We start from the raw sequence: 25612 nt of genomic DNA, 5'->3' as shown, positions 1-25612 counted from the left end.
GAATGACGGATGACACTTATGACACTTGTTTTCAGAAAAACTCTCTCACGTAGGCGGGCGGGAAGCTTTTCAGAAAAATTTTTCCTGCCCGCCCGCGTGAAGAAAGTTTTAGAAAACAAGTGTCATAAGTGTCACTGGTGTCACCAAGAACCTTTTCTGCCTTTTAGCAATACTCTTCCTTAAACCACAGACGATAGACCGGATCTACAAATACAAAATCAGCTTTCTGCTTCTCTATGATATCCTTGTTCTGAAGAATCTTCTTGTTCTTAACTATCGTATTGGGATTACCCAGATTATACACCTGCTTCACTGCTTGTGATGAGAAATGCTGCTCACCATCAGCTATCGCCTTGAGCATCTCTATCTGGGTAGAACTGAGATTTTCCGTATCGTTCTGAAACATAGGGGTATTGATGTTCAATACCTGCTTGAGACCAAGAGAGAACACTTCTTCCGTCACCTCAGAAACCGTAAAGCTCCAAATAAAATAGCACAACTGCTGCAGATACCAGGAATGACACTCCACCACATCGCAAATCCTGCGGGCAAAAGATTCTGAAATTCGCTTGCCGGTCTTCTCGAAAGATGATAAGATAAAAGGAACCCAATGCTCCTTGGCTATCTTCTGCATGAAGATGACCTGTCCGAAACAATAGAACGGACTGTTGGAATTGTTGAAGATGTTGAGCATCATATTGCGCTTACTGCCATAAAGGCAATAAGAGGTCAACTGCTGCTGTTGCCATACAGAGCGCATCTTGCCCTCCATATCCTTATATTCCGGGAGATTAGCCAACTGCTGGAATTCATCTATGCACACAATAATCCTGATTCCCTTTTCTTTCGCCAGCAACTCCGGCAATTGGAGAATCGCCATCTTATCTCTTTCTTGCGGAACAAACTTCAGGTCGAAAGCCACAAAATCCGTAATCTGATCGTTAACTACTATCTGTGGAACCACACCCGTCAAGAACTTCTTGGCATCCTCTATCCAACGTTCTATCTTGGAAGAAGCACAGGCTATGACCTGACTGGCAAAAGTGCGATAGAATTCTGCTTCCGAGCCGATACTGAAAGCATCTATATAGCAGATCCTCACCTCCTTATCTTCTTCACTCAGTTCCGTCATCGCCTTCTTGACAAGCGACGATTTTCCCCATCGACGTGGAGAAATGAGCATCACATTGATATGGGAAGCCAGGAGTTGCTTGAGCAAAGCCCTGTCTTCCGTTCGGTCGATAAAATTCTCTTCGGTAGCCAAAGTACCAAACTGAAAAGGAGATTGAAACACTGCCATATTCTTCTAATTAAATTCGTTTTATCTGTTTTACAACATTCGTATCACCTGCAAATATACAAAAAGTTACCCAAAGGTAACTTACCTTAAGGTAACTTTTAGTAATTATTAGCCAATCTGAGCTGATATCAATATCCCATAAAAATACTATCACCCTATAAAATAAGAAAAAGAACATCCTTTCAGACATCAATGTCCTTAAGTTCGAAATAATTCTTCCCTTAAAGGAATTACTATCTACCTTTAAAGGAAAATGTTTCTAGAGTTAGTAGAAAGTTTCGTTCAGCGACGTTGAATCTCCGTTCGCCGACGTTGAATGTAGGTTCAGCGACGCTGAATGTAGGTTCAACGTCGCTGAACGGAACTTTCTTCTAGTCTTAAAAACAATTTCGACCAGTACGGTTTAATTAATTCATCTAATAAAAAACTTATTTCAACCTATGCAGCGGGCACATGATGAGCCTTCCCTCATCATCACGCAGGTGCATACCACTGCCTAGGCAATAGCGGAAGTGGCGGCACTGGGCGCACTCATCCTTGCGCATCCACTCTCGGTTGCGATAAGGGGCAAAACGATGCTGCCACACTTCCATAAAATTTTCTTGGTAGATGTTGCCCTGATGATAATTGGAACGGATGCTGGCACAGGCAGAGATGGAGCCATCCACCAAAACGGAACCAACTGTTACGCCAGCTTGGCATGAATAGAAATGATTGCGGATATCGCCCTCGTAATTGCCCATGAAGCCCTCACAGCCGTAGCTGCAATCTATCAAGCCCTCCTTACGAGTAAGCTTGATGAAGTCTAAGATGCCACGGTATTCTTCGGGAGTGAGATGCATATCGGGGTCGGTGGCTGCCCTACCCACTGGGAATACGGCTACGACTCGCCAGTGCTTGACACCTTTATCTATCAGGAATTGCTTGATGGCAGAGAGGTGGGGATAATTGCGACGATTCACACAGGTGAGGATGTCAAACTTAATCTCTGGATGAGCCACCAGCATATCTATCGCCTGCGAAACCATATCGAAGCTATACTTGTTGCCTCGCATCCAGTTGTGCTCCTCGCCCAAGCCATCCATACTGATGGTCATGGCATGGAGACCAGCACGGAGCAAATCATTGAATTTCTGAGGAGTAAGATATAGGGCATTGGTCACCATACCCCAAGGGAAACCTTTCTGATAGATGACTGCGCCACACTGGGCAATGTCTTCACGCATCAAGGGTTCGCCACCTGTTACGATGACAAACACTTGATGAGGATCGGTATGCTGCCTGATGTTGTCTAGTACTCGCAAGAAGTCTGCCAGAGGCATGTCTTGCTGCCCTGCCTTCACCTTGCAGTCGCTTCCGCAATGGCGGCAATGCAGGTTGCAGCGCAGGGTACACTCCCAGAAGAGTTGGCGCAAAGGATGCTCCTTCACCTTCTGCTGATAGAGTTTTCTCCCAATTTCCAATGCCAAGCGACGGCGAAGGGATAAAGATTCTGGATTTGTCATACGACTACTTCTTTTTCTTCATCTTGCCATTGGCAGTAACCTCAAAAGAGCCCCAATCCCAAGTTCCTTCACCTTTTCCCATTTGCTCTACAGTGATATTTTCCGACTTGATGGTATCCGTAGCAAATTCACCACCATTGGCTCCACCATCTACATCTTCGAGAATCACTTTCAGTCGTTTCTCTTTATGAACCCAGTCGATGGCACCATCCATGCTCTTTTCCTTGGTAACATAATCACCCTTGCTGTCGGTATAAGCTGAGTCCATTCGATAACTTCCTTCATTACCATAGTCCTCCACCACTACCGCCTTGATGCCCTTGATAGGGGTTCCCCTCTGTGATGGGGATATTTAACCTTTTTTATCCGTTCTAGAGAGCATTTTATCTACTTATCTACCCAGCAGGATTTTCTTGATGTCGTTGAGCTTATTCAATGCCTCTACCGGGGTGAGGTTGTTGATATCCAGGCCCAGAATCTCATCACGAATCTGGCTCAATACTGGGTCGTCCAGCTGGAAGAAACTCAGCTGAACTCCCTCCTTAGGCTCATCCAGATGCTGCACGTTCGGCTTGCCGGCACCTCCAACTCCAGCATTATCCTGCTCCAACTGCTTCAGAATATCGTTGGCACGGTTCACGATGCTGCGCGGCATACCGGCTATCTCTGCCACGTGGATACCGAAGGAATGCTCGCTGCCACCCGGCTCCAGCTTGCGCAGGAAGATAACCTTGCCATCCACCTCCTTCACACTCACGTTGAAGTTCTTGATGCGAGGGAAATTCTTCTCCATCTCATTTAGCTCATGGTAGTGAGTGGCAAAGAGCGTACGAGCCTGCGCCTTCTTGTGCTCATGAAGATATTCCACGATAGCCCAGGCGATGCTGATGCCATCGTAGGTGGATGTTCCACGACCCAACTCATCGAAGAGTACCAGGGAGCGGGGCGACACATTGTTCAGGATGTTGGCAGCCTCCGTCATCTCCACCATAAAGGTAGATTCACCCAGCGAGATGTTGTCGCTGGCTCCCACACGGGTGAAGATCTTATCTACCAGACCTACCCTTGCACTCTCGGCAGGAACAAAGCAGCCCACCTGAGCCAACAGCACGATGAGCGCCGTCTGGCGGAGCAAGGCTGATTTACCCGCCATGTTAGGACCGGTAATCATCATCACCTGCTGCTTCTCGGTATCGAGCAACACATCGTTTGGCACGTATCGCTCGCCCAGCGGCAACTGGGTTTCAATCACAGGATGGCGACCCTGCTTGATATCCAGTATCTGCGAATCATCAATAACCGGGCGCACATAGCGGTTCTCATCCGAAGCCTTGGCAAAAGACAAGAGACAATCCATGCGGGCGATGAGATTGGCATTGATCTGAATCTGAGGGATATACTCCTGCATGGCAGCAATCAACTCATTGAAGAGTCGTGCCTCCAGAATCAGGATTTTCTCATCGGCACCGAGAATCTTCTCCTCGTATTCCTTGAGTTCCTGGGTAATATATCGCTCGGCTTGCGCCAGCGTCTGCTTGCGGATCCACTCCTCAGGCACCTTGTCCTTGAAGGTGTTGCGCACTTCCAGATAATATCCGAATACATTATTATATCCTACCTTCAGACTGCTGATGCCCGTCTTCTCGATTTCCCTCTCCTGAATCTTCAGAAGATAATCCTTGCCATGACGGCTGATGGAACGCAGATCGTCGAGTTCTGCATTATAGCCATCGGCTATCACATCACCCTTGTTGACAAGCTGAGGCGGATCAGGCTGAATCTCCCTGGCTATGCGGTCTTTCAGGGTTTCGCAGACGTTGAGCTGCTCTCCCACTCGCTTCAGGGCATCGTTCTTGGCATGCTGACAAGCCACCTTGATAGGCTGGATGGCTTCGAGTGCATTCTTCAGCTGCACCACTTCTCTAGGCGAAACTCTGCCCACGGCCACCTTGGAGATGATACGTTCCAGGTCGCCGATACGATGAAGCTGGTCGTCGAGAAGCTGTCGGAACTCCGGCTCCTTGAAGAAATACTCCACGATATCGAGGCGCTCGTTGATAGGACGCACATCTTTTAACGGGAACACCAGCCAGCGGCGGAGCATTCGTCCGCCCATTGCCGTTACAGTCTTGTCGATGACGTTGAGCAGAGACAGACCGTCATCCTGCATCGGAGCTACCAGCTCCAGACTTCGGATGGTGAATCGGTCCATGCGCACGAACTTATCCTCTTCGATGCGCGAAAGTGCCGTGATATGGTTGATCTGCGTATGCTGGGTAATCTCCAGATACTGCATGATGGCACCGCTGGCGATGACACCATTCTTGAGATGTTCCACACCGAAGCCTTTCAGCGACTTGGTCTTGAAGTGTCCCAGGAGTTTCTGCATCGCCGTCTGCTCGGTGAAAACCCAGTCATCGAGTTCGAAGGTGCAGTATTTGGTACCGAAGTATTTCTCGAAATCATTCTTTCGGGCACGGTCGTAGAGCACCTCTTTCGGCATGAAGTTACCCATCAGTTTCTCTACATAATCATAGGTTCCCTCGCCGGTGAGGAACTCACCGGTAGAAATATCGAGGAAGCTTACGCCGCAGGAAGTCTTACCGAAGTGGATGGCAGCCAGGAAGTTGTTCTCCTTGTAGTTGAGCACGTTGTCGCCCATCGCCACACCAGGAGTAACGAGTTCGGTAATACCGCGCTTCACCATCTTGTCCATCTGGCTCAATCCCTTCTTGCCCTTGATTTCCAGGCGTTTCTTCTTCGGGTCTTCCAGCTGGTCGCATACGGCAACTCGCTTTCCTGCCCTGATGAGTTTAGGCAGGTAAGTATCGAGTGCATGATGAGGGAATCCCGCCATCTCGATGCTGCCCGTAGCACCGCCATTGTTTCTTCGGGTCAGGGTGATGCCGAGAATACGGGAAGCCTCCACCGCATCTTCGCAGTAAGTTTCGTAGAAGTCGCCACAACGGAAAAGCAGCAATGCCTCGGGATGCTTGGATTTCATCTCGAAGAATTGTCGCATCATCGGCGTAAGACCTTTGTTATCGCTTGCCATTATCTTAATTATCTTATGTTTGCCTTTATATTTTGTTAGAATTGCAAAAATAAGAAAAAAAGGGGGAATCAACAAAGGATTTAATCTATTTTTAAACTTTTCCCCCCATAAAACAGAAAAAGTGCTCCCTTGCATCCCTGCAAGAAGAGCACTTATCCGATGAATTACATGAATACACAAGTGTGTAAATATCTTATTTCTTAGCTTTAATTACGAAGCTGAAGCAGCGGTCCTGATAGTGCATGCGGTACTTCTCCATTGGTGAAGCACCCCAACTGTCAATACAACCCAGACCAAACTGGCGCTGCTGGATGTGTAACTGTACGAGACCCTTTTCTACCAGGTCGCCGCTGTGCTGTCCCCAGGCATGCTCCTTCTCGATACCTGCATCCAGATCCTCTACCAGATAAGGGATAGCACTGCACTCCATAGGAGCATAGCCCTCGAAGGTGATACCCTTACCGGTGGTTGGGTTGAAGATAGAGAAGTAGCGGATGTCTGTATGGTTACCGCTCTCCTGTGGACGGACGTATGGATAATACTCGTCCTTCACGTTAGCCTCATACTTTCCGATGAAAGATGAAGAATGACGGTCGATGTAGTTCTCCTCCGGACCTCTACCATAGTATTCCAACTTAGAGAAAGAAGAAGGCATCTGCAACTGCATACCGTAGCGGAACAGATCAGCTACCTTAGCCTCCTTGTCTGTTGTCATCTTTTCGGTAACTGTCACTTCACCAGCCGCATTGATACGGTAGCGGAGCATCAGTTCAGCCTTCACCTCAGGCATTTCGAAATTGGCAGTCAGTACTACGCTGTCCTTGCTCTCACTCTTGTCGAACGACTTCAGGTTCATCTGAGGGTTCTTCCAGACTCTCATCTTCTTCTGGAGAGAAGCACCGTAGTCGTTGTCGGTAGGAGCACGCCAGAACTCAGGAGTCATACTCTCACGGAACTTCAACATTGGTTCGCCATCCACATCGAGGTAATCAATCATACCGGTCTTCTTGCCGATGGTAACCGACATTCTCTCAGCAGAAACCTTCACATAGCTGTTGGTCTCCTCAACCTCAATCTTGCTGCCGGTGTTGGCAGTAGCATCTACCTTGTCGAACTCATATCCGTTGAGTACAATCTGCTGGCGAGCCATCACCTGCCCCTTGTCAACCAGCGGCTGGCTACCATCACTTGCAAAGGCAAAGTTGATGGTGATTTCCTCTGTAGCGTGCTCAGCCTCAGCCTTTTCGATGGCACTCTTCAGCGCCTCGCTCTTTACCAGCTTGGTTGCCTGTGGAGCAATGCCTTTGGTATCTGGAATCGCTACGGTAGTCAACTTCACGCCATTGGCAAAGAGGGTAGCAGTCAGGCTCAGGTCATCGATATTCTTGAAGAAATTCTCGTTATAGACATTGAAAGAACCATTCTCTGCATCAAAGTCCTTAATCCAGACGTTCTGGAGAACATACTGAATCTCATACGCATGAGGATTCAGACGGCGGTTAGGAGCGATGATACCGTTGCAGTTGAAGTTGTAGTCACTGGCCGGATAGCGTCCGTAGTCACCACCATAGGTAAAGATTTCCTTACCGGTGACAGGACTCTTGTCGCGCAGACCCTGGTCAACGAAGTCCCAGATGTAACCACCCTGGTACTTAGGATACTTGCGGATCAGGTCCCAATACTCCTTGAAACCACCCTCAGAGTTACCCATGGCGTGAGCATACTCACACTGGATATATGGCTTGGTACCGTTGCTCTTGCAATAGCTCTCGCTTTCCTCGTAACCGATGTACATCGGACAGTAGATATCTGTCTTGCTGTCGTATCCGCCACGTTCATATTGTGCAGGGCGGGTCTTATCGCACGCCTTCACCCAGTCGTAAGCCTTCTCGAAGTTGACGCCATAGCCGCTCTCGTTACCCAAACTCCATACGATGACGGAAGGATGATTGATGAGCGGCTTCACATTGCCCTCGTTGCGCTCGATGTGAGGCACGATGTACTCAGGGAACTTGGCAAGCGACTTCTCTTCATATCCCATACCATGAGATTCGAGGTTTGCCTCAGCGGTGATGTAGATACCGTATTCATCACAAAGGTCATACCAGCGAGGATCACATGGATAGTGGCTGGTGCGAACGGCGTTGATGTTCAACTGCTTCATGATCTTGATATCCTGGATCATGCGCTCCAGGCTCACTACGTATCCACCGTCCGGATCCATCTCGTGGCGGTCGGCACCCTTCACCAGCACAGGCTGTCCGTTAACAAGCAGCTGTGCGTTCTTGATTTCCACGTTGCGGAATCCCACTTTTTGCGGAATCACCTCAGCGGCGCCCTGCTTGTTCTTCAGGGTGATATATGCCTTATATAAGTAAGGAGTCTCAGCCGTCCAGGCATTTACCTTTGGTACCTTGATGACGCCCTGTGCACCTGTAGCCTGTGCAATCTGCTTGCCATCCTTATCACACAAGGTGATGGCAACGTCTGTCTTTCCTCCCTTCAAGGAAACCTTGTAGTTCAACACACCATCCTGGTAGTTGTTTTCCAAGGCAGCGTTCAGACGGATGTCAGCAGCATGCAGTTTCGGACGCGCATAGAGATACACCTCACGGGCGATACCCGTGAAGCGCCAGAAATCCTGGTCCTCGAAATAAGAACCATCGCACCATCGCATCACCTGCATGGCAATAAGGTTCTTTCCCGGCTTGAGATATTTAGAGATGTTGAACTCGGCAGCCACCTTGCTGTCCTCGCTGTATCCCACGTACTTGCCGTTCACCCAGAGAGTCAGGTTACTGGTGGCAGAACCCACGTGGAAATACACATCCTTCCCCTTCCAGTCCTTAGGAAGCTCGAACGTACGGCGATAAGAACCCGTATAGTTGTTGAGTTCGCTGATATAAGGAGGGTTCGGGTCAAACTGAGTTGCCCAGGCATATCCGATGTTCTTATAGGTAGCATCACCATATCCGTTCAACTCAAACAAACCAGGCACAGGGAAATCCTTCCACTGTGAGTCATCATACTTCAGAGCAAAGAAGTTTGCAGGACGCTTGTTGTGGTCCTTCACGAAATTAAACTTCCACATACCTTCCATGGAAAGGTAGTTGGCCGACTTCTTCTTATCAAAACTCTGCGCCTTCTCCAAATTCTCGAATGCGAAGAAATTGGCGCGTCGAGGCTCTCGGTTCTGCTGATTGATGTTCACATTCTGCCAGCGAGACTCACTCTGAGCCAGCGCCCCACTGCTCATCGAAAGCATGGCAAGGCAAAGTGATACATTTGCGATGGTTCTGATATTCATATTCCTAATCAGTTATTGGTATTACTTCTTAACTCCTTTAACTTCTTAATTCAATTATTTGTGGAAATACTGAGTTCCCTCTACTGCTGTGAACTTCTTCTGATTATCCTTGCGCATTTCGAGGTTGAGGTTGCTCCACCAAGATGGCCATCCACCAACGATATTGCAGAGATAAACGAACTTCACTGGATGCAGACCCTTAGCCAGAGCTACAGCATTGTCGCTGTTGGTACCAGCCTTTACGGCACCCTCGTTGTTGATCACGAGCTTGTTGTCGATCCAAACCTGCTCCATGCGGGAAGAGAGATAGTAAACACCATCCTCAGGAACATTGATGAATCCCTCAGCAATCGCACCATAGTTGTTGGCACCACGCAAGGTAGTAGCATCGTCTGGCTGGCTCACCTTCATCTTGTTCAGGTTGGTAACAGTACCACAGTCCTGCCACTCAGCATCAGCCAAATCCAACTGATTCACCTTCAAGTAATTACCCTTGATACGGCGCAGCTGCAAGCCAGCCTTGGTATCGCTTACATTCACAGCAGGAGCATAGTTCTGCTTCTCTACGTCGATGGTTCTCACCTTGCTCATCTTGCCAGAAGGCAATACGGTAGCAATCTTGATGATCATATTGCCGCTCACCTTGATAGGTTCGGTATAGACAGCAGAAGCCGGAGTTGGAGTAGTACCATCCAAGGTATAGACCATCTTCATCGGACGTGAAGTCTGGAAGGTAACTACGGTATCCTTGGTAATCACTACCTTGTCGCAAGAACCGTATGGCTGCTCAGGCAATGGGATATGATAACGTACGTGGCGCTCATCCAGGCGGACACTGTTGGCATCTACACGGCGGGCGAAGTCTGTGAAGTTCTTCTTCTTGGCTGGTGACCATGCAATCTCAGCGAGAGCGAGAGAGCGAGGATACATCTGATACTCCATCTTGGCATTGGTGTACATATACTCCGACCAGTTGTTGCACTGCACACCGAGGATATGCTTCTCCAGTCCCAGAGACTTGATGGTATCAGGCACAGGCTCATAGTTATATGTTCTAGAGAGATAAGCAGGAGCACTAGGAATAGTAACCGGCTCAATCTTGTAGTCGCCCTGATAATGGTCGAGATACAAACCGCCGCTACCAGGAGTCATGATTACGTCATGCTTCTGCAAAGCAGCCGAAATACCTCCGGATGTACCACGCCAAGACATCACGGTAGCCTCAGGACTCAAACCACCTTCGAGGATTTCATCCCAGCCGATGATCTTTCTGCCGTACTTAGCCAGCATCTTTTCCATGCGCTTGATTACGTAGCTCTGGAGTCTTTCCTCAGCAGAGTGCTTGCCGTCAGCCTGCAAGCCTTCAGCCTCGATGCGCTTCTGGCAGGTAGGACAGTTCTTCCAGCTGGTCTTAGGGCACTCGTCGCCACCGATGTGGAAATACTTGCCAGGGAAGAGAGGCACCACCTCGCGAACGATATCCTCCAGGAAGCGGAACATATCTTCCTTACCCGGACACATCACGATATCCTCAACACCCCATACCATTCTAGGAGTCCACTGCTCGCCCTTGCAGGAGAGAGATGGATAAGCAGCGATTGCTGCCATCATGTGACCAGGAAGGTCGATTTCAGGAATCACGGTGATGTAGCGCTTAGCTGCATAATCCACGATGTCCTTGATTTCCTCCTGGGTATAGAAACCGCCGTAGGTAGAGCCGTCACCCTGGAGGCGATAGCCGCCGATGGAAGTCAGCTCAGGATATTTCTTGATTTCGATGCGCCAGCCCTGGTCCTCAGTGAGGTGGAAGTGCATGGTGTTTACCTTGAACATAGACATGATGTCGAGCTGCTTCTTCACGTTTTCTACGGTGATGAAGTGACGGCATGGATCGAGATGGAAGCCACGGTAGCCGAAGCGAGGCGCATCCTGGATGTCACAGCACTGAGCCACCCACTTCACGCCGCTCACCTTGGTAGCGCTCTCCACCTGTGCAGGCAGCAGCTGCATGAAGCTCTGCATACCATAGAAGGCACCCTTTCCGGTCTTCGCCTTGATTACTACGCCCTTGCTGGTAACAGTAAGGCGATAGCCTTCCTCAGCCATCTTCATGGAAGGAGAAATCTGGATAGAGATATTTCCCTTCTTGCCGCCTACGGTTACATCATAGCCGGTAGATGCCTTCAGCTTATCAGCCATATACTCTGCGATGTTCTTGCCATCCGCAGTCTGATAAGAGATCACTACCTTTTGAGGCAATACAAACTCACCCTTCTGCACCTGTGTTTTCACAGGCACAGGGATAATATTAATATCTGCAGCTACTGCCTGAGTTGAGACTCCCCCCAACATCGCTGCGCAAGCTGCCAACGAACCTAAGAATTTGTTGATTTTCTTCATATAAAAGTTGAATATTGTGTTAGTTGCAATAATTGCCCCCCAGCTTTTTGGGGGCTGGAAGGCAGAGTAGATATATATTAATTTTAGTTAGAAACCTCGATAATAATATCTTTTATTTTCAGTTGAACACTTAATAAAATATTTTATTTTGCAAAGATACTTCTTTTATTAATTACTTCCTCCTTTTTTAGGTTAATAAATCTAAAAGGCTTTTATTTTTTCAGTTTATTGACAAGAAGCCGTTATTTATAAGTGTTGTTTTTACCATTATATCAGTTAGTTATGGCTACTTAATGCTTATCAGTTGAAGAAAGGGTTGCAGATAAAATCACTCTTATGTTTCTCTATATATAATAAGGTATAAACTCAAATCACGAAGCGCCGAAAAGGAAATTTGCAAAAAAATAGCCTCAATTAAGTTTTATTAACTCGCAAATCATTGTACCAAACTTAAAAAAGAGTATCTTTGCAACAAAAAAATTTTAGTTATGACTAAAGACATAATAAAATATATTAAGAACATCAATCGAAAACCTTCTGTTCCTAGACGACTACTAGAGCAGTTTATAGCAAAGGGCGCTTCTACCATACCTGAATTATCAAAGGGCATAGGGGTGAGCCTCCCTACGACAACGAACGCTCTGAATGAACTGATGGGACAGGGACTTGTCAGGGAGATCGGAAAGAAAGCCGATTCCGCTGGCCGAATCCCGATGGTTTACGACCTGCAACCTACCGCAGGTTACTTTGTTGGTGTGAACCCGGAAATGGACTGCCTAGCCTTGGCAGCAAGCGACTTCTGCGGCAATCTGATCACAGAGAAGCAGAAAGTTCCTTATGTGTATGAGAATACGCCTGAGAGCCTTGCCGAGATGGGAAAGATCATCAATGACTTTATCGACAATCTACCTATTAAAAGAGAAGAAATCCTGGAAGTTTGCGTCAACGTGGCAGAACGCGTGAGACCTCTGGAAGGAAGAGCTTACAACATGTTCACGTTCCTGGAAGAACCTCTGGCTGAGAAGCTCACAAAGCTGTTGGAGCTTCCAACCTGCATCGAGAACGATTCCCGCAGTATGACCTACGGAGAGTTTGTCAAAGGATGCTGTAAAGGTAAGAAAGATGTCATCTTCGTCAACGTATGCTGGGGGTTGGGTATCGGAATCATTATCGACGGCAAGCTGTACTACGGCAAGTCGGGATATTCTGGAGAGTTCGGTCACATGACCGCCTACAACAACAACATCATCTGCCACTGCGGCAAGATCGGCTGCGTGGAGACAGAAGTATCGGGCAGAGCACTCAAGAGAAAACTAATGGAGAATATCCTGGCTGGCAAGCCATCCATTCTCTCGGACAAGGTACTCAAGCAGAAAGAGGAGCTTACGCTGGAAGACATCATGGATGCCATCGCTAAGGAAGATGTAGTGAGCCTCGCCACCCTGCAACACATCGCAGATGAGTTGGGCAAGCAACTGGCAGGCATCATCAACATATTCAACCCAGAGATGCTGGTCATCGGCGGAGAAATGTCTGTCACAGGCGATTATCTCACCCTGCCAGTGAACATGGGAATCAAGAAGTATTCGCTCAACATCATGAACGAAGATTCACAAATCGTCACTTCAGAGCTGAAAGACCAGGCCGGTGTCATCGGAGCGTGTCTGATAGCTCGACAGAAGTTGCTTACAATATAAAACCTATCACGACTAGCGGCATCAGCATCGTCTTAGGCGGTGCAGAATAGATGCCCATATATCAACATTATCCGCTGCATTCTAGCTTTTAGCTTGATGACAAAAAATACAAATATTACTACACCTATATGAGAACAATTTAAAATGACCTATGACACAAAGGGGCAAATTGTAGTTTGCAGCAAATCTGAGTTCAATGTTACTTCCTTGTAAGGGGGTAATGATATGAATTACGAGGGGTGCGCCAACTGATGGCGCCCCCTCTTTTTGGCATTTTATCAACCTCTACTATCTTTATCAGCAATTCATTCATTATTAACTATATATCACCAGAATCATGATGAATAACAACCGAAATCAACTCAATCGTTCATTACTGGCATTCGCTGCCTTACAGGTAATGCCGCTGTCGCTCTTCGCTCAGGGAGAACGACCAAACATCTTGTACATTATGTGTGATGACCATGCCATGCAAGCCATCAGCGCATACGGTAGTCCAATCTCCAAATTGGCACCAACACCCAACATCGACCGCCTAGCTGAAAGGGGAATGAAATTCAACGAGGCTTTCGTGGAGAACTCTCTCTCTACTCCAAGCCGTGCGTGCCTGATGACAGGTCTTTACAGTCACCAGAACGGACAGCGACAGCTTGCCGAGGGTATCGACTCTACCAAGACCTTCTTCTCTGAACTGCTGCAGGGGGCTGGCTATTCTACTGCCGTAGTGGGCAAGTGGCACATGTCATGCAGTCCGAAGGGATTCGACTACTATCATGTTCTGGATGACCAGGGTCAGTACTACAATCCTACCTTCGCTTCTACCGGCCAGTACGGTAACTTCAAGCAGGAGATGGGCTACGCCACCGACCTCATCACCGACCATGCCATCGAGTACCTGAACAACCGCGACAAGAACAAGCCATTCTGTCTGCTGGTTCACCACAAGGCACCTCACCGTCTCTGGATGCCTAACACCAAGTATGTAAGCAAGTATGCCAACGTCAACTTCCCGTTGCCAGAGACTTTCTGGGATGATTACGAGACCCGTGGTTCTGCTGCATCCACCCAGAAGATGTCTATCGACAAGTATATGGAGATGGTACGCGACCTGAAGGTTCCTGAGATGTACGATCCATCTACTCCTGAGGGAAGAGATTCCTATGCCGGACTGATGGGCGAGATGAACCGCATGACTCCACAGCAGCGTGCCATCATCGATGCCTACTACATGCCAAGAAACCGTGAGTTCCTGAGCAAGAACCTGACTGGCAAGGAGTTGATCGAGTGGAAATACCAGAACTACATCCGCGACTACATGGCCGTGATTGCCTCAGTAGATGAGAGCGTGGGCAGACTGCTGGAATATCTCGACAAGAACAACCTCACCGACAACACCATCATCGTCTATACATCCGACCAGGGATTCTACATGGGCGAGCACGGCTGGTTCGACAAGCGATTCATGTACGAAGAGTCATTCCATACACCACTCATCATCAGCTATCCTAAGCACATCAAGGAGGGAAGCGAGTGCAACCAGATGGTTCAGAACATCGACTTCGCTCCTACCTTCATCGACCTGGCTGGTTTGCAGAAGCCTAAGTACATGCCTGGCACTTCACTCCAGCCTCTGTTTGCCGGAGCACCTGTCAAGAAGTGGCGCAAGAGCCTGTACTATCATTATTATGATTACCCTACCTACCACCTGGTACGCAAGCACGACGGTGTGCGCACCGAGCGTTACAAGCTGATTCACTTCTACGGCAAGGGTGGCGAGAGAGCCGTGGTAGAAAACAAGTACCAGGGTCAGCCAGGCACTAGAGAGAACAACTGCTTCAATGCCCTCAAGTCTATCAATTACTTCACCGATGATGCCGACATCGACTACTGGGAGTTGTATGATATCAAGAGCGACCCTAACGAGCTGCACAACATCTACGGCAAACCAGGCACTCAGAAAATTGAGAAGGAACTGAAGAAGCTTCTCGCCAACTACCGCAAGAATCTGAAGGTTGATGAGTAGATTTTAAAAAACAGAATTTTATGAAGACAAACAAGACAATATGGCTCACTGGGGTAGGCATGATTTGCCTGCCTACCTTGGTGTGCGCCAAGCAGAACGTACAGCAGCCCAACATTCTCTTCATCCTCTGCGATGATATGGGATATGGCGATCTTGCCTGCTACGGTCAGCCTTACATCCATACCCCCAACATCGACCAGATGGCAAGAGAGGGTATGCGGTTCACCCAGGCATACGCCGGTTCACCGGTTTCAGCCCCATCACGTGCTACCATCATGACGGGTCAGCATACCGGTCATACCCACGTAAGAGGGAACAAGGAGTACTGGAGAAACGTGCCAATGGTGAAGTATGGAGTAAATGAGGACTTTTCTGTTGTGGGTCAGGAACCTTACGACCCGCAGCATAAGATTCTTCCGGAGATGCTGAAGGACAAGGGTTACCGCACCGGAGTCTTCGGCAAGTGGGCAGGCGGATACGAAGGTTCTGCCTCTACTCCCGACAAGCGTGGCGTAGATGAATTCTACGGCTACATCTGCCAGTTCCAGGCCCACCTTTATTATCCCAACTTCCTCAACCGCTACAGCAAGTCACAGGGAGATACCGCTGTGGTAAGAGAAATTATGGAGCAGAACATCCAGTATCCGATGTTCGGCAAGGATTATTTCAAGCGCAACCAGTATTCTGCCCGCATCATCCACGACAAGGCACTGGAGTGGATCGACCGTCAGGACAGTAAGCATCCATTCGTAGGCTTCCTCACCTATACCCTGCCTCATGCCGAACTGGCTCAGCCGGAGGATTCCATCCTGGAGAACTATCAGAAGAAGTTCTTCGAGGACAAGACCTGGGGCGGACAGGAAGGTTCCCGATACAATGCCGTGGTTCATACCCACGCCCAGTTTGCCGGAATGATTACCCGTCTCGACCAGTATGTAGGCGAAATCTTCGCCAAGCTGAAGGAGAAGGGTCTCGACAAGAATACCGTGGTAATCTTTACATCAGATAACGGTCCTCACGAGGAGGGCGGCGCCGATCCAAAGTTCTTCGGTCGCGACGGCAAGCTGAAGGGCTTGAAGCGCCAGTGCTACGAGGGCGGCATCCGCATCCCGTTCATCGCCTGGTGGCCGGAGCACATCAAGGCGGGCAGCGTAAATGATACCCAGTTTGCCTTCTACGACCTGATGCCAACCTTCTGCGACCTTGCCGGAATCAAGAACTTCGCCAAGCGCTATACCAACAAGAAGCTGGCAGGTGATGGTTTCGATGGAATCTCCATCGCTCCTACCCTCCTGGGCAAGGATGCCGAGCAGAAGCACCACGACTATCTCTACTGGGAGTTCCACGAGACCGACCAGATTGGCGTGAGAAAGGGCGACTGGAAGATGGTAGTGGTAAAGGGCGAGCCACGTCTCTACAACCTGGCATCGGATATCCACGAAGATCATAATGTAGCGGCAGATCATCCTGAAATCGTAAAGGAACTCCTGGCTGCCATCCAGAAGGAGCACAGAGACAACCAGGATTTCAAGATTACCCTGCCTAAGTTCTGATTCTTAACAAAAGTGGATTAAGGAGTTAACTTCCTCCATATGTAAAACATGAAAAAATGATGAACGACAATATAGCAACTCCATTTGCCAAGCCCTTGTATGTGATGCTGAAGCCCGCAGGCGCCCATTGCAACCTGGCTTGCAAATACTGTTATTATCTGGAAAAGAACCATCTTTACCAGAACACTCCCCGACATCTGATGACCGATGAGATGCTGGAGCAATTCACCCGGGAGTACATCGAGGCACAGACCATGCCCCAGGTGCTCTTTACCTGGCACGGAGGCGAGCCGCTGATGCGCTCCATCGACTTCTACAGGAAGGCGCTGGCGCTTCAGAAGAAGTACGCCCACGGCAAACAGATAGACAATGTCATCCAGACCAACGGCACTCTCCTCACCGACGAGTGGTGCGAGTTCTTTGCACAGAACCATTGGCTGGTAGGCATTTCCATCGACGGACCTCAGGAGTATCACGACCACTATCGCGTAACTCCTGCCGGAAAGCCTTCCTGGGAAAAGGTGATGCAGGGCATCAGTCTGCTGAAGAAGCATCGGGTGGAATGGAATGCTATGGCGGTGGTCAACGCCTATAACGCTGAGCATCCGCTGGAGTTCTATCATTTCTTCAGGGACAACGGTTGCCAGTACCTGCAGTTTACCCCTATCGTGGAGCGACTGACGGAACATGAAGACGGCCGCACCCTGGCGAGTCTTGCCGACGACCGGGAGATTCCGCTTGCGGATGCTTCCGTTACCCCGACACAATGGGGCAACTTCCTCTGCACCATCTTTGATGACTGGGTGCGCCACGATGTGGGTAAGATGTTTGTGGAAATCTTCGACTGCACGCTTGCCAACTGGATGGGTGTGCTGCCGGGCATCTGTGCTTATTCCAAGGAGTGCGGCCATGCGGGCGTGATGGAACACAATGGCGATGTGTATTCCTGCGACCACTTCGTCTTTCCGGAATACAAGCTGGGAAACATCAGGGAGCAGTCGCTCATCGACATGCTTTACGGCGAGAAGCAGCAGGCATTCAGCCGCCTAAAGCACACTTCGCTACCCCGCCAGTGCAAGGAGTGCGATATGGAATTTGCCTGTCATGGTGAATGCCCGAAGAACCGGTTTGAGAAGGATAAGTATGGAGAGCCGGGACTGAACTATCTCTGTCAGGGATATTACCAGTATTATTCGCATGTGGCTCCCTACATGGACTTCATGAAGCGGGAACTCCTCGCCCAGCGTCCACCAGCCAACATCATGAATGTTTTAAAAAATAACTAACGATTATCATTATGAAACCGAACGATGGTTCCAAGATGATCAAGTGGGGTCCGAAGATAGAGACCGGCAACGATTCTCTTCCTCAAATGCTTGATTTACAAAATAATATTAAAAGTTCACAAGTTTGTGGTCCACAACCTTGTGAACTTTGTTTTTTTTGCTTATCTTTGCATCCGTAATCAAGTAAAAAGAAACAGCAATGGAAAAGGCATTCGTATATGGTATGTCGGTTGCCGGAAACAACTTCACCGACCGAATAGAAGAAACCAAGCGCATGAAGGCAGACTTTGAGCATGGCATCAACGTCATCCTCATCTCTCCCCGACGCATGGGCAAAACTTCTCTCGTCAAAAAGGTAATAGGCGAAATAGACAACCCAAAGATTAAAGTGGTGTATATGGACATTTACGACTGTCGAAGCGAATATGATTTCTATAATCGCTTCGCAGAATCCGTTATGCTATCTATGAGCAACAAACTGGAACAGGTTGTGGAAAACATCAAGCAGTTCTTGGTAAGAGTTTCACCAAAAATCTCTTTTAGTCCAGATCCTACATCCGAATATTCTTTATCCCTGGGAATTACTCCTAAGGACTATTCCCCAGAAGAGATTCTGAATCTTCCGGAAAGAATAGCTCAGGAAAAGGGAATCCGACTGGTGGTCTGCATTGACGAATTCCAGCAAATCGGAGAGTTTCCTGATTCCTTAACCGTACAGAAGCGCTTGCGTGGCGCTTGGCAGCATCATCAGAATGTATCATACTGTTTCTTTGGAAGCAAGAAGCATCTGATGGAAAACATCTTCCAAAACCGTCGCATGCCTTTCTATATGTTTGGCGAAATGCTGCACTTGGATTGCATTCCTACAGCATATTGGGTGCCTTTTATCTGCTCCCGATTCGAGAAATACGGCAAGAAAATATCAGAGGAATATGCTACAAGAATCTGTGAAACCGTAAAGAACTATTCTTCTTATGTACAACAGTTGGCATGGAACGTGATGGCTGAAACCGAGAAAGAGGTAAACGAAGAAACTTTGCAAAGCGGCATCAGTGCCTTGCTGCAACAATGTCATGGCCTCTTCGTACAGCAAACCGAGGGCTTAACCACCTATCAGCTCAACTTTCTGCGCCTCCTCTGCAGTGGCGTTCACTCTGGCTTCACCGCTCAAGCTGTAGCAGAAACCTATCCGCTGGGCAGCAAATCCAACATCGACCGCATCAAGAAAGCCCTCATCGATAAGGAATTGATTACCCTGGAGAAAGACGGCATCTTCATTGCCGACTGTGTGTTCGAGCTTTGGTTTAAGAAGGAAATGATGTAGCTGAACTTTCGTAAGTGGGCTCAGTAAATATGCATATCATTAAGTATTTTCTTGACATCATGTTTCCAACAACGATATACTTGACAAGATAAATAGACTTTTTGCTGAGTTTCCAGAAATAGACAAATCTGCTCTTGGTTTACCTATTGGTTGGGCAAATGAACCTCTATTGGCATAATCAGCCGACCATATCGCCGTGGTTACTGCCCTTGCTACCAAAGGAATGGGTATGACCCGCCAGGAACTGGTCAAGGCATCAGGATGTAAAGATAACGGAGCCTTCTCAGCAAGGAATATGAGGAGAAGTTGCTGGAAAAACTGCGTATCTTCACAGAAGAGACGAAGACTTCCAAATCGCTTCTCCTCACATTGATTACTTCTTTCGGATTGAAGCAGAACAAACATAGCGACATCGTACAGAAACAGATTACGATGGATGATTTGTTTGTTTAAAAGAAAGTCTCCCGACAGACGTCAATAGAATGTCTCCCCCCAGGCGCTCTGTAAGGGTAAAAGCTTTGTAAGGGAAAAGCTTTATAAACCATTAATTTTCCTTAAACAAGCTACTTTTCCGAATTATTTCGAAGTATAGTTAGAGATATTTTCGTATTTTTGCAAAGTACACTTTAAAATATTTCTGTATGGACAAGCAAATTATCAAAAATATCATCATCGAGAAGCAAGTAGCCATCCCGAACTACAAACTGATTCACCGGGATTTTCTTTTCGGCGATAAGTCGAATTATATCCTCGTAGGTCTAAGGCGAGCAGGAAAATCCTACTTACTGTATCAGGATATCCAGACCAGACTCCAAAAAGGAGAACAGTCGGCACAAGATATCCTCTACATCAACTTTGAGGATGAGCGCCTGTCATCCCTGAAGGCAGAAGAACTGGGCATTATCCTGGATTCCTACATGGAACTATACCCAGGCAAACAGCCCCTCATCTATCTTGACGAGATTCAGAATGTGGAAGGTTGGGAGAAATTTGCCCGTCGCCTGGCAGATTCCCAATATCGCGTGATGATTACAGGCAGCAACGCCAAGATGCTGGGCAAGGAAATGTATTCTACACTAGGAGGAAGATACATTCCGAAGGAAATCTTTCCTTTTTCATTTGCAGAATACCTGACCTATCACCAAGTGGAACCAGGTGAAAACTGGGAATACAACCAGCAGATAAAATCAATAGTATCCAACTATTTTGATTCCTACTTTTACGAAGGAGGAATAGCAGAGTCGTTTGAGCAACCCGACAAACGGGAATACCTCAATGCCCTGTATCAGAAGATTCTGATAGGCGACATCGTGGAGAGAAACAGCATCCGCAATCCTAGAGTATTCCGCTTCCTGGCTAAAAAACTTGCCGATAGCGTGATGCAGCCTTCATCCCTTACCAGATTGCAACACATGGTGAAATCTACCGGTGACGCCGTCAGTTTGCCTGCCCTGAAGGATTATCTGGAATATATGCAAGATGCGTATCTCTTCTTCCCGATTCCGAATCTGGTTTCACCTATGACAGAACAGGCAACGCTTCAAAAAAGATACATTGCTGATAATGGAATACTCAATCTGTTCCTTTTTCAGGGTGAAACGAAGCTGTTGGAGAATATGGTGGCGATAGAGCTGAACAGAAGATTCAGAAACACGACAGAAGAAACTTTCCTCTATTATTTCAACAAGAATATAGAGATTGATTTCTGCGTTCCTTCTGCCCAGCTGGCCATCCAGGTATCATACAATCTGAATGATGAGGCAACCTACGAGCGAGAAGTAGGAGGACTCATCAAATTCCTGAAAGCCTTTCCTGGCTATCAAGGTTACATTATCACCCGTGACTACGAGACGCAGATAGAGACAGATGGCTATAAGATAGAGGTAATACCTATCTGGAAATGGCTGCTGAAAAAACACATTTAAACGCCTGATTATGTTGTTCTTTGGCTGCAAAGAGACGAACAAATAGCAAAAGTGCACTGAGTTCAGTGCACTTTTTAACGAAAATTGCACTCTATTCAGTGCAATTTTCTAAAATTACATTATAGTTGCCAAAACCTAGCAGATAATCTGCGCTTACTTCTCTACCAGCACATCCTGCTCCTCGTAGCTGTCGAATCCCAGACTGAGGTCGGCACCTCTTTCCTTGAAAATCTCCAGGAGTTCTGCCTGCATCTGAGGATTGAGAGGAAACTCGCCATTCTTTGCCTTGTAGAAACGGCGCTGGGTGAATGGCGTATATACGTTCAAATATTTGGCATTGCCCGATGGGATGGATTTGCAGAGACGGCTGAAACCTCTTGCCCAGCGCTGACGTTCGGAAACGAGATGGTAAGGACAACCCTCTCCCTCTACCTGGAGAAGATCGGTATTCAAGACCAGGAAGGAAGCTTCTTCAGCCTTTGCCTTCTGATAATTGGCGTAGCGGGCACAGGTGTTGCTACGGCTGCAGGATGCCAATGGGCATGTAATGTTGTAAGGAATGTACTTGTTCATATTTGCTTGATGTTTTAATTAATAATACTAACGAGATGTCGGAACGTCTCTGAGAGGTCGTCATAATAGTCCTGACGGGTGGTAAAGAGGCACCTTTCTCTTATTGCCTTACTACGGCACAATATTGCCCTTTACCAGGGCAATATCTTGCCATTGCCAGGCACGAAACGATACGTCGGGAGATAGAAAAACCTTGCTCTCCATTTTACTCTTCACTCTTCACAGATTAGCCTGAAACCCCGATAAACACTGGGGTTGCGAGAGGTGAAGAGTGGTCGACCACTCTTCACAACTCTTCACCACTCTTCACACCTTCCGGTTGAGAAAAGGCTCCCCACGGTTTATCCCCGTTTTTCTCAAGCCGAGAGAGCGAGGAGCTGATAGGCCTGTCCGTTTCTGGTATGCTTGCTCTTGCATCCCATAAACTTGAGGGCTTGACCAATCTTGATCTTCGTGCTCAAACTTCCCACCAGCATAGGATATTGCAGATGAAGCACGTCGAAAACCTCGGAACAAACCATCCATCTACCTTCCTCTTCCTCTGCCGGCATTCGGAAACAGTAGCTGATCATGGTCTCCAGATCATCCACCTTGAAGAAGGGCTGGTTGAATTCCTGGATGCGTGCCACCTCATCATTGGTGAACCAATAAGGGGTCTGCTTATCCCGAAGCTCATACATCATTTGTGCATAGAGCTGGTCATAATTGATGACCGAACTGTTGTCTATAAACTCCCCGTCGGGAACTCGAAGACAGAGGTAGCGGCGACTTCCCGTCGGGTCGCAGAGAGGATGCTCATCGTTGGTGGTTGCCAGAAAAGAGGCGTATCTTCTGCGGTCTGCCTGACTCTTGCCGAAGATAGGACGACCATTCACCTTTACCTTCGAAAGCGTCTGCTTCAGCTTGCCCTGCTGGGCAACGGTGATGTTGGCAAGCTCATCAATGTTCACCAGAAGATTATGGGTGAGCGCCATTTCAGAATCAAACTTATTGCCGAAGTTGATGTGGTCGAGGAAATACTGGCGAAGTTCCTCAGGCAGCAGTCGGACGGCGAAGGTACTTTTTCCGCAACCCTGCTGTCCGATAAGCACCGGTACGGCTTCATTTCCGTGCAGCATGTCCATCTGTAGCCAATGGGCTACTGCCGAACGGAACCAGGTGGCGCACCAGCCAAGCTGTTCGCTGGTCAACCCCGGAATTCTGCCGAAAAGAGCAGCCACATGGTTCTTGCCATCCCATTTCGGCAACTTGTTCATGTATTCCTGGATAGGGTCGAAGACGGGAACGGCATCCGACTTGATGTACTCCTCGATGTCCTGTCTTGGCGACTTCTTCTCGCCGATTCCCAATTTCTTGGCGCGGCGAACGATGGAGTTGAAAGCCTCAGCTGTAAGAACCTTCCAGTTCTTCTCCTCAGGACTCTCCTCCTTCAGAGTCTCTTCTTTCTTCTCCAACTCCTTCTCCTCGGACTCCTCCATCTCCTCTTCAGGCTTGATGCAGAAGAACTCGGTCTTTCCGTTCAAAACATTTCTGCGGAAGAGATAAAACTCCTCCAGAAAGCTCTCTACCTGGTAGATTGCTGATTGATTACCTGCCATCATAGATGATTTCAAATTACTTTTTGTTTCCATAATCATGGTTTTAAAATTATTAATTAATGTGTGATTCACCCTCAAATTTGACGAGGGTGAAGAGCGGTGAAGAGTGGTGAAGAGTCGGCAGCCACTCTTCACGCACCTAAGCAACTGTATATTAGTTACTTACGACACATTTGTGAAGAGTGAAGAGTGTTTTAGAAAGTAGCTTTCTATCCACCGCTGCATGAATCTTCTATCCAGCCTTCTCAACTCCGGGTGCAAAGATACACAATAGTAGGGGCGTTTTCCAAATTTTCCCGCCTTTCCCACGCCCATTCCGTTCCATTTGGGAAAAATCCCAAGGGTCTATGGGAAAAGGCGTGGGAAAATCGGGCGGATTTCTTCAGTTTTACGGGAAAACATTTGGTAATCATGATGGAAAAACGTAAATTTGCAGATTGATTACGGAACTTCGTTTCGCAAACTATTCACGATAAAACTAGAAATATGCTACAGACTCAGCAAGATAAACAAGTCCCCGCATTCAGCTACGAGGTTTTCGATCGTCAACTCGACCATTTTACAATGATGCTCAAGGTGTTGATGGACGGATGGGAAGATTACAGCTCGCAGGAGATGACCTTCGACATCCACTCCCTGTGTACCAAGGCAGCCCGACTCTGCTATCTGGCAGACCAGGACCTCGCCTTGCAGCATACCGATGTTTCCCATCATCGCAAGGAGCAGAACGAGATGTATTTCACCTCCTTCGAACTCATCATCACCCAGTTTACCAAATTCATGAAAAAAGTCCTAGCCCTGGTCAAGGCTGGCAAGAAAGTAGAAGGACATTCTTCCCCGATGTTCTCCTCAGAGATCAGTACGCTCCTGCCTAAGCTGCACGACCTGCTGCTGATGGATGGCATGAGCCAGGAGTCGATACAGCTGATGGTGGGAGATATCCAGAATACGGAGAAAATGATTCAGAAATATCATAAAATCACGAAGTTCCCGGGGGTGAGATACGAGGAACGCCTGTGGTATCTCATCCGCCTCTATTGCCTCGCCAGCTATCTGGTGCTGCATTTCCGCAGAGTCTGCCACGTTACAGATTCAGAAATGACACCCGAGGAAGCGGCTCGATTAACGGAATGGGCGATTCAGAAATACATCTCAGAAAAAGACAGCAGCGAAAAGCTGGAACTGTATTTCTCCAACCTGCAGTACGACAACGATGGCAAACCGCTCAACGTGGACCAATGGCTCCAGGCGAGAAGGGAGTTGAAGCATCTGGTGCCCCAGAATCTGCTCCTGCTGTTTCTCAATAGTGCAGATGATGTGAGCCAGCTGGGTGCTTCGCTGATAAAAGTGAATTTTACGAACGAGGAATTCCTGAAGCTCGTGGATGCTGTGGCTAAATACCAGATCATCACGCAGCGCATCCGTGCCATAGAATTTCCGGAGGAGTTCGAGCAGTCGCTTCATAATGAGGTATTCTATCTTACGGTGAAGGGCCGTTCGGTGGATCTGGAGGAGTTGAAGAAATCCATCTCCAAGATGGTGAATCTGATTACCCGGAAGAACCAGTGGTTCTGCGTATGGAGCGTGCTGAAGCATCTCAACCTGATCAAGCATGAGAGCACCTTCGCCACCTTTGCCCATCAGATGATGAGTGCCGAGTGGTTTGGCTACATCGATCCCCGTCTCCGCTTTACGGCAGACAATCTGAGCGATTACTCCCGCTACTTCAATGAGTACGATTATACCGAATGGAACGAGGAGATGTTTTTGGAGAAGAAGGAGCTGTATGGTATGACGAAATGGTCGCCCAAGCTCTATCAGAATTTCTCCTCGCTCTGTGCCAGGATGATGCAGGCCATCTGGGGCTACAGCTTCTTCAGCTGATGAGGGAATTGAGGGAAGTTAAGGGGAGTGATAACTTCTCTAACTTCCCCACCTTATATAAAAAAGGATAAAGAGAGGGCGAAAAAGCAAGTTTTATATGTTGACCCCACTTTAAAAAGGAGCATATTTTGAATCCAGTCTGACCAGTGTGGTCATTCTGAGTGAAACATAGCAATCGGCTC

At 48.0% G+C, this 25612-nt stretch carries 16 protein-coding genes; 8 read left to right on the top strand and 8 right to left on the bottom strand.

Going from position 1 to position 25612, the window contains the following annotated elements; translation table 11 throughout:
* Positions 1-163: 163 nt before the first annotated feature.
* From AAAT87_RS09575 to AAAT87_RS09550, 6 genes are all read right to left on the bottom strand, one after another.
* Positions 164-1300, bottom strand: coding sequence for an AAA family ATPase (locus tag AAAT87_RS09575; protein WP_349226264.1), 1137 nt, complete (start codon positions 1298-1300; stop codon positions 164-166).
* Positions 1301-1728: 428 nt separating this feature from the next.
* Entirely contained in the window at positions 1729-2805 is a 1077-nt protein-coding gene (locus AAAT87_RS09570; RefSeq protein ID WP_349226263.1) for a TIGR04133 family radical SAM/SPASM protein, read from the bottom strand.
* 4 nt (positions 2806-2809) lie between these two features.
* On the bottom strand, positions 2810-3157 hold the full coding sequence (locus AAAT87_RS09565) for a radical SAM-associated putative lipoprotein (protein ID WP_349226276.1): 348 nt from the start codon (positions 3155-3157) through the stop codon (positions 2810-2812).
* 39 nt (positions 3158-3196) lie between these two features.
* Entirely contained in the window at positions 3197-5860 is a 2664-nt protein-coding gene (gene mutS, locus AAAT87_RS09560) for a DNA mismatch repair protein MutS (RefSeq protein ID WP_349226262.1), read from the bottom strand.
* Positions 5861-6053: 193 nt separating this feature from the next.
* A complete protein-coding gene (locus AAAT87_RS09555; protein WP_349226261.1) occupies positions 6054-9167 on the bottom strand; it encodes a glycoside hydrolase family 2 TIM barrel-domain containing protein in 3114 nt (1037 codons plus the stop codon).
* Positions 9168-9221: 54 nt separating this feature from the next.
* Positions 9222-11567: a family 20 glycosylhydrolase gene (locus AAAT87_RS09550; protein WP_349226260.1), complete on the bottom strand. Its 2346-nt coding sequence runs from the start codon at positions 11565-11567 to the stop codon at positions 9222-9224.
* Positions 11568-12055: 488 nt separating this feature from the next.
* Between AAAT87_RS09550 and AAAT87_RS09545 the strand changes: the two genes are divergently transcribed.
* The 7 genes from AAAT87_RS09545 to AAAT87_RS09515 all read left to right on the top strand — a co-directional run bounded on the left by AAAT87_RS09545 (position 12056) and on the right by AAAT87_RS09515 (position 21375).
* The gene (locus AAAT87_RS09545) at positions 12056-13264 is read left to right on the top strand and encodes an ROK family transcriptional regulator (RefSeq protein ID WP_349226259.1); all 1209 of its coding nucleotides are present in this window, start codon (positions 12056-12058) and stop codon (positions 13262-13264) included.
* Between the two features lie 400 nt (positions 13265-13664).
* The gene (locus tag AAAT87_RS09540; RefSeq protein WP_349226275.1) at positions 13665-15287 is read left to right on the top strand and encodes a sulfatase family protein; all 1623 of its coding nucleotides are present in this window, start codon (positions 13665-13667) and stop codon (positions 15285-15287) included.
* 59 nt (positions 15288-15346) lie between these two features.
* A complete protein-coding gene (locus AAAT87_RS09535) occupies positions 15347-16840 on the top strand; it encodes an arylsulfatase (RefSeq protein ID WP_349226274.1) in 1494 nt (497 codons plus the stop codon).
* Between the two features lie 59 nt (positions 16841-16899).
* Positions 16900-18126 carry an anaerobic sulfatase-maturation protein gene (locus AAAT87_RS09530; RefSeq protein WP_349226273.1) on the top strand — a complete coding sequence of 409 codons (1227 nt, stop codon included), beginning with the start codon at positions 16900-16902 and terminating at the stop codon, positions 18124-18126.
* A 199-nt stretch (positions 18127-18325) separates the two neighbouring features.
* Entirely contained in the window at positions 18326-19450 is a 1125-nt protein-coding gene (locus AAAT87_RS09525; RefSeq protein WP_349226258.1) for an AAA family ATPase, read from the top strand.
* A 306-nt stretch (positions 19451-19756) separates the two neighbouring features.
* Entirely contained in the window at positions 19757-19903 is a 147-nt protein-coding gene (locus AAAT87_RS09520; protein WP_349226257.1) for a hypothetical protein, read from the top strand.
* Between the two features lie 188 nt (positions 19904-20091).
* Positions 20092-21375, top strand: coding sequence for an ATP-binding protein (locus AAAT87_RS09515; protein WP_298530056.1), 1284 nt, complete (start codon positions 20092-20094; stop codon positions 21373-21375).
* Positions 21376-21528: 153 nt separating this feature from the next.
* Here AAAT87_RS09515 and AAAT87_RS09510 read toward each other — a convergent pair whose 3' ends face one another.
* Positions 21529-21948 carry a DUF6078 family protein gene (locus tag AAAT87_RS09510; RefSeq protein WP_349226256.1) on the bottom strand — a complete coding sequence of 140 codons (420 nt, stop codon included), beginning with the start codon at positions 21946-21948 and terminating at the stop codon, positions 21529-21531.
* 356 nt (positions 21949-22304) lie between these two features.
* On the bottom strand, positions 22305-23579 hold the full coding sequence (locus AAAT87_RS09505) for a VapE domain-containing protein (RefSeq protein WP_349226255.1): 1275 nt from the start codon (positions 23577-23579) through the stop codon (positions 22305-22307).
* Between the two features lie 453 nt (positions 23580-24032).
* On the opposite strand from AAAT87_RS09505, the gene AAAT87_RS09500 reads away from it, so the two are divergent.
* On the top strand, positions 24033-25430 hold the full coding sequence (locus AAAT87_RS09500) for a hypothetical protein (protein WP_349226254.1): 1398 nt from the start codon (positions 24033-24035) through the stop codon (positions 25428-25430).
* The last annotated feature ends 182 nt before the right edge of the window (positions 25431-25612 follow it).

Source organism: Segatella sinensis (genome assembly GCF_040095255.1).
GTDB lineage: Bacteria > Bacteroidota > Bacteroidia > Bacteroidales > Bacteroidaceae > Prevotella > Prevotella sinensis.
This window is presented reverse-complemented; position numbering and strand designations above follow the sequence as displayed.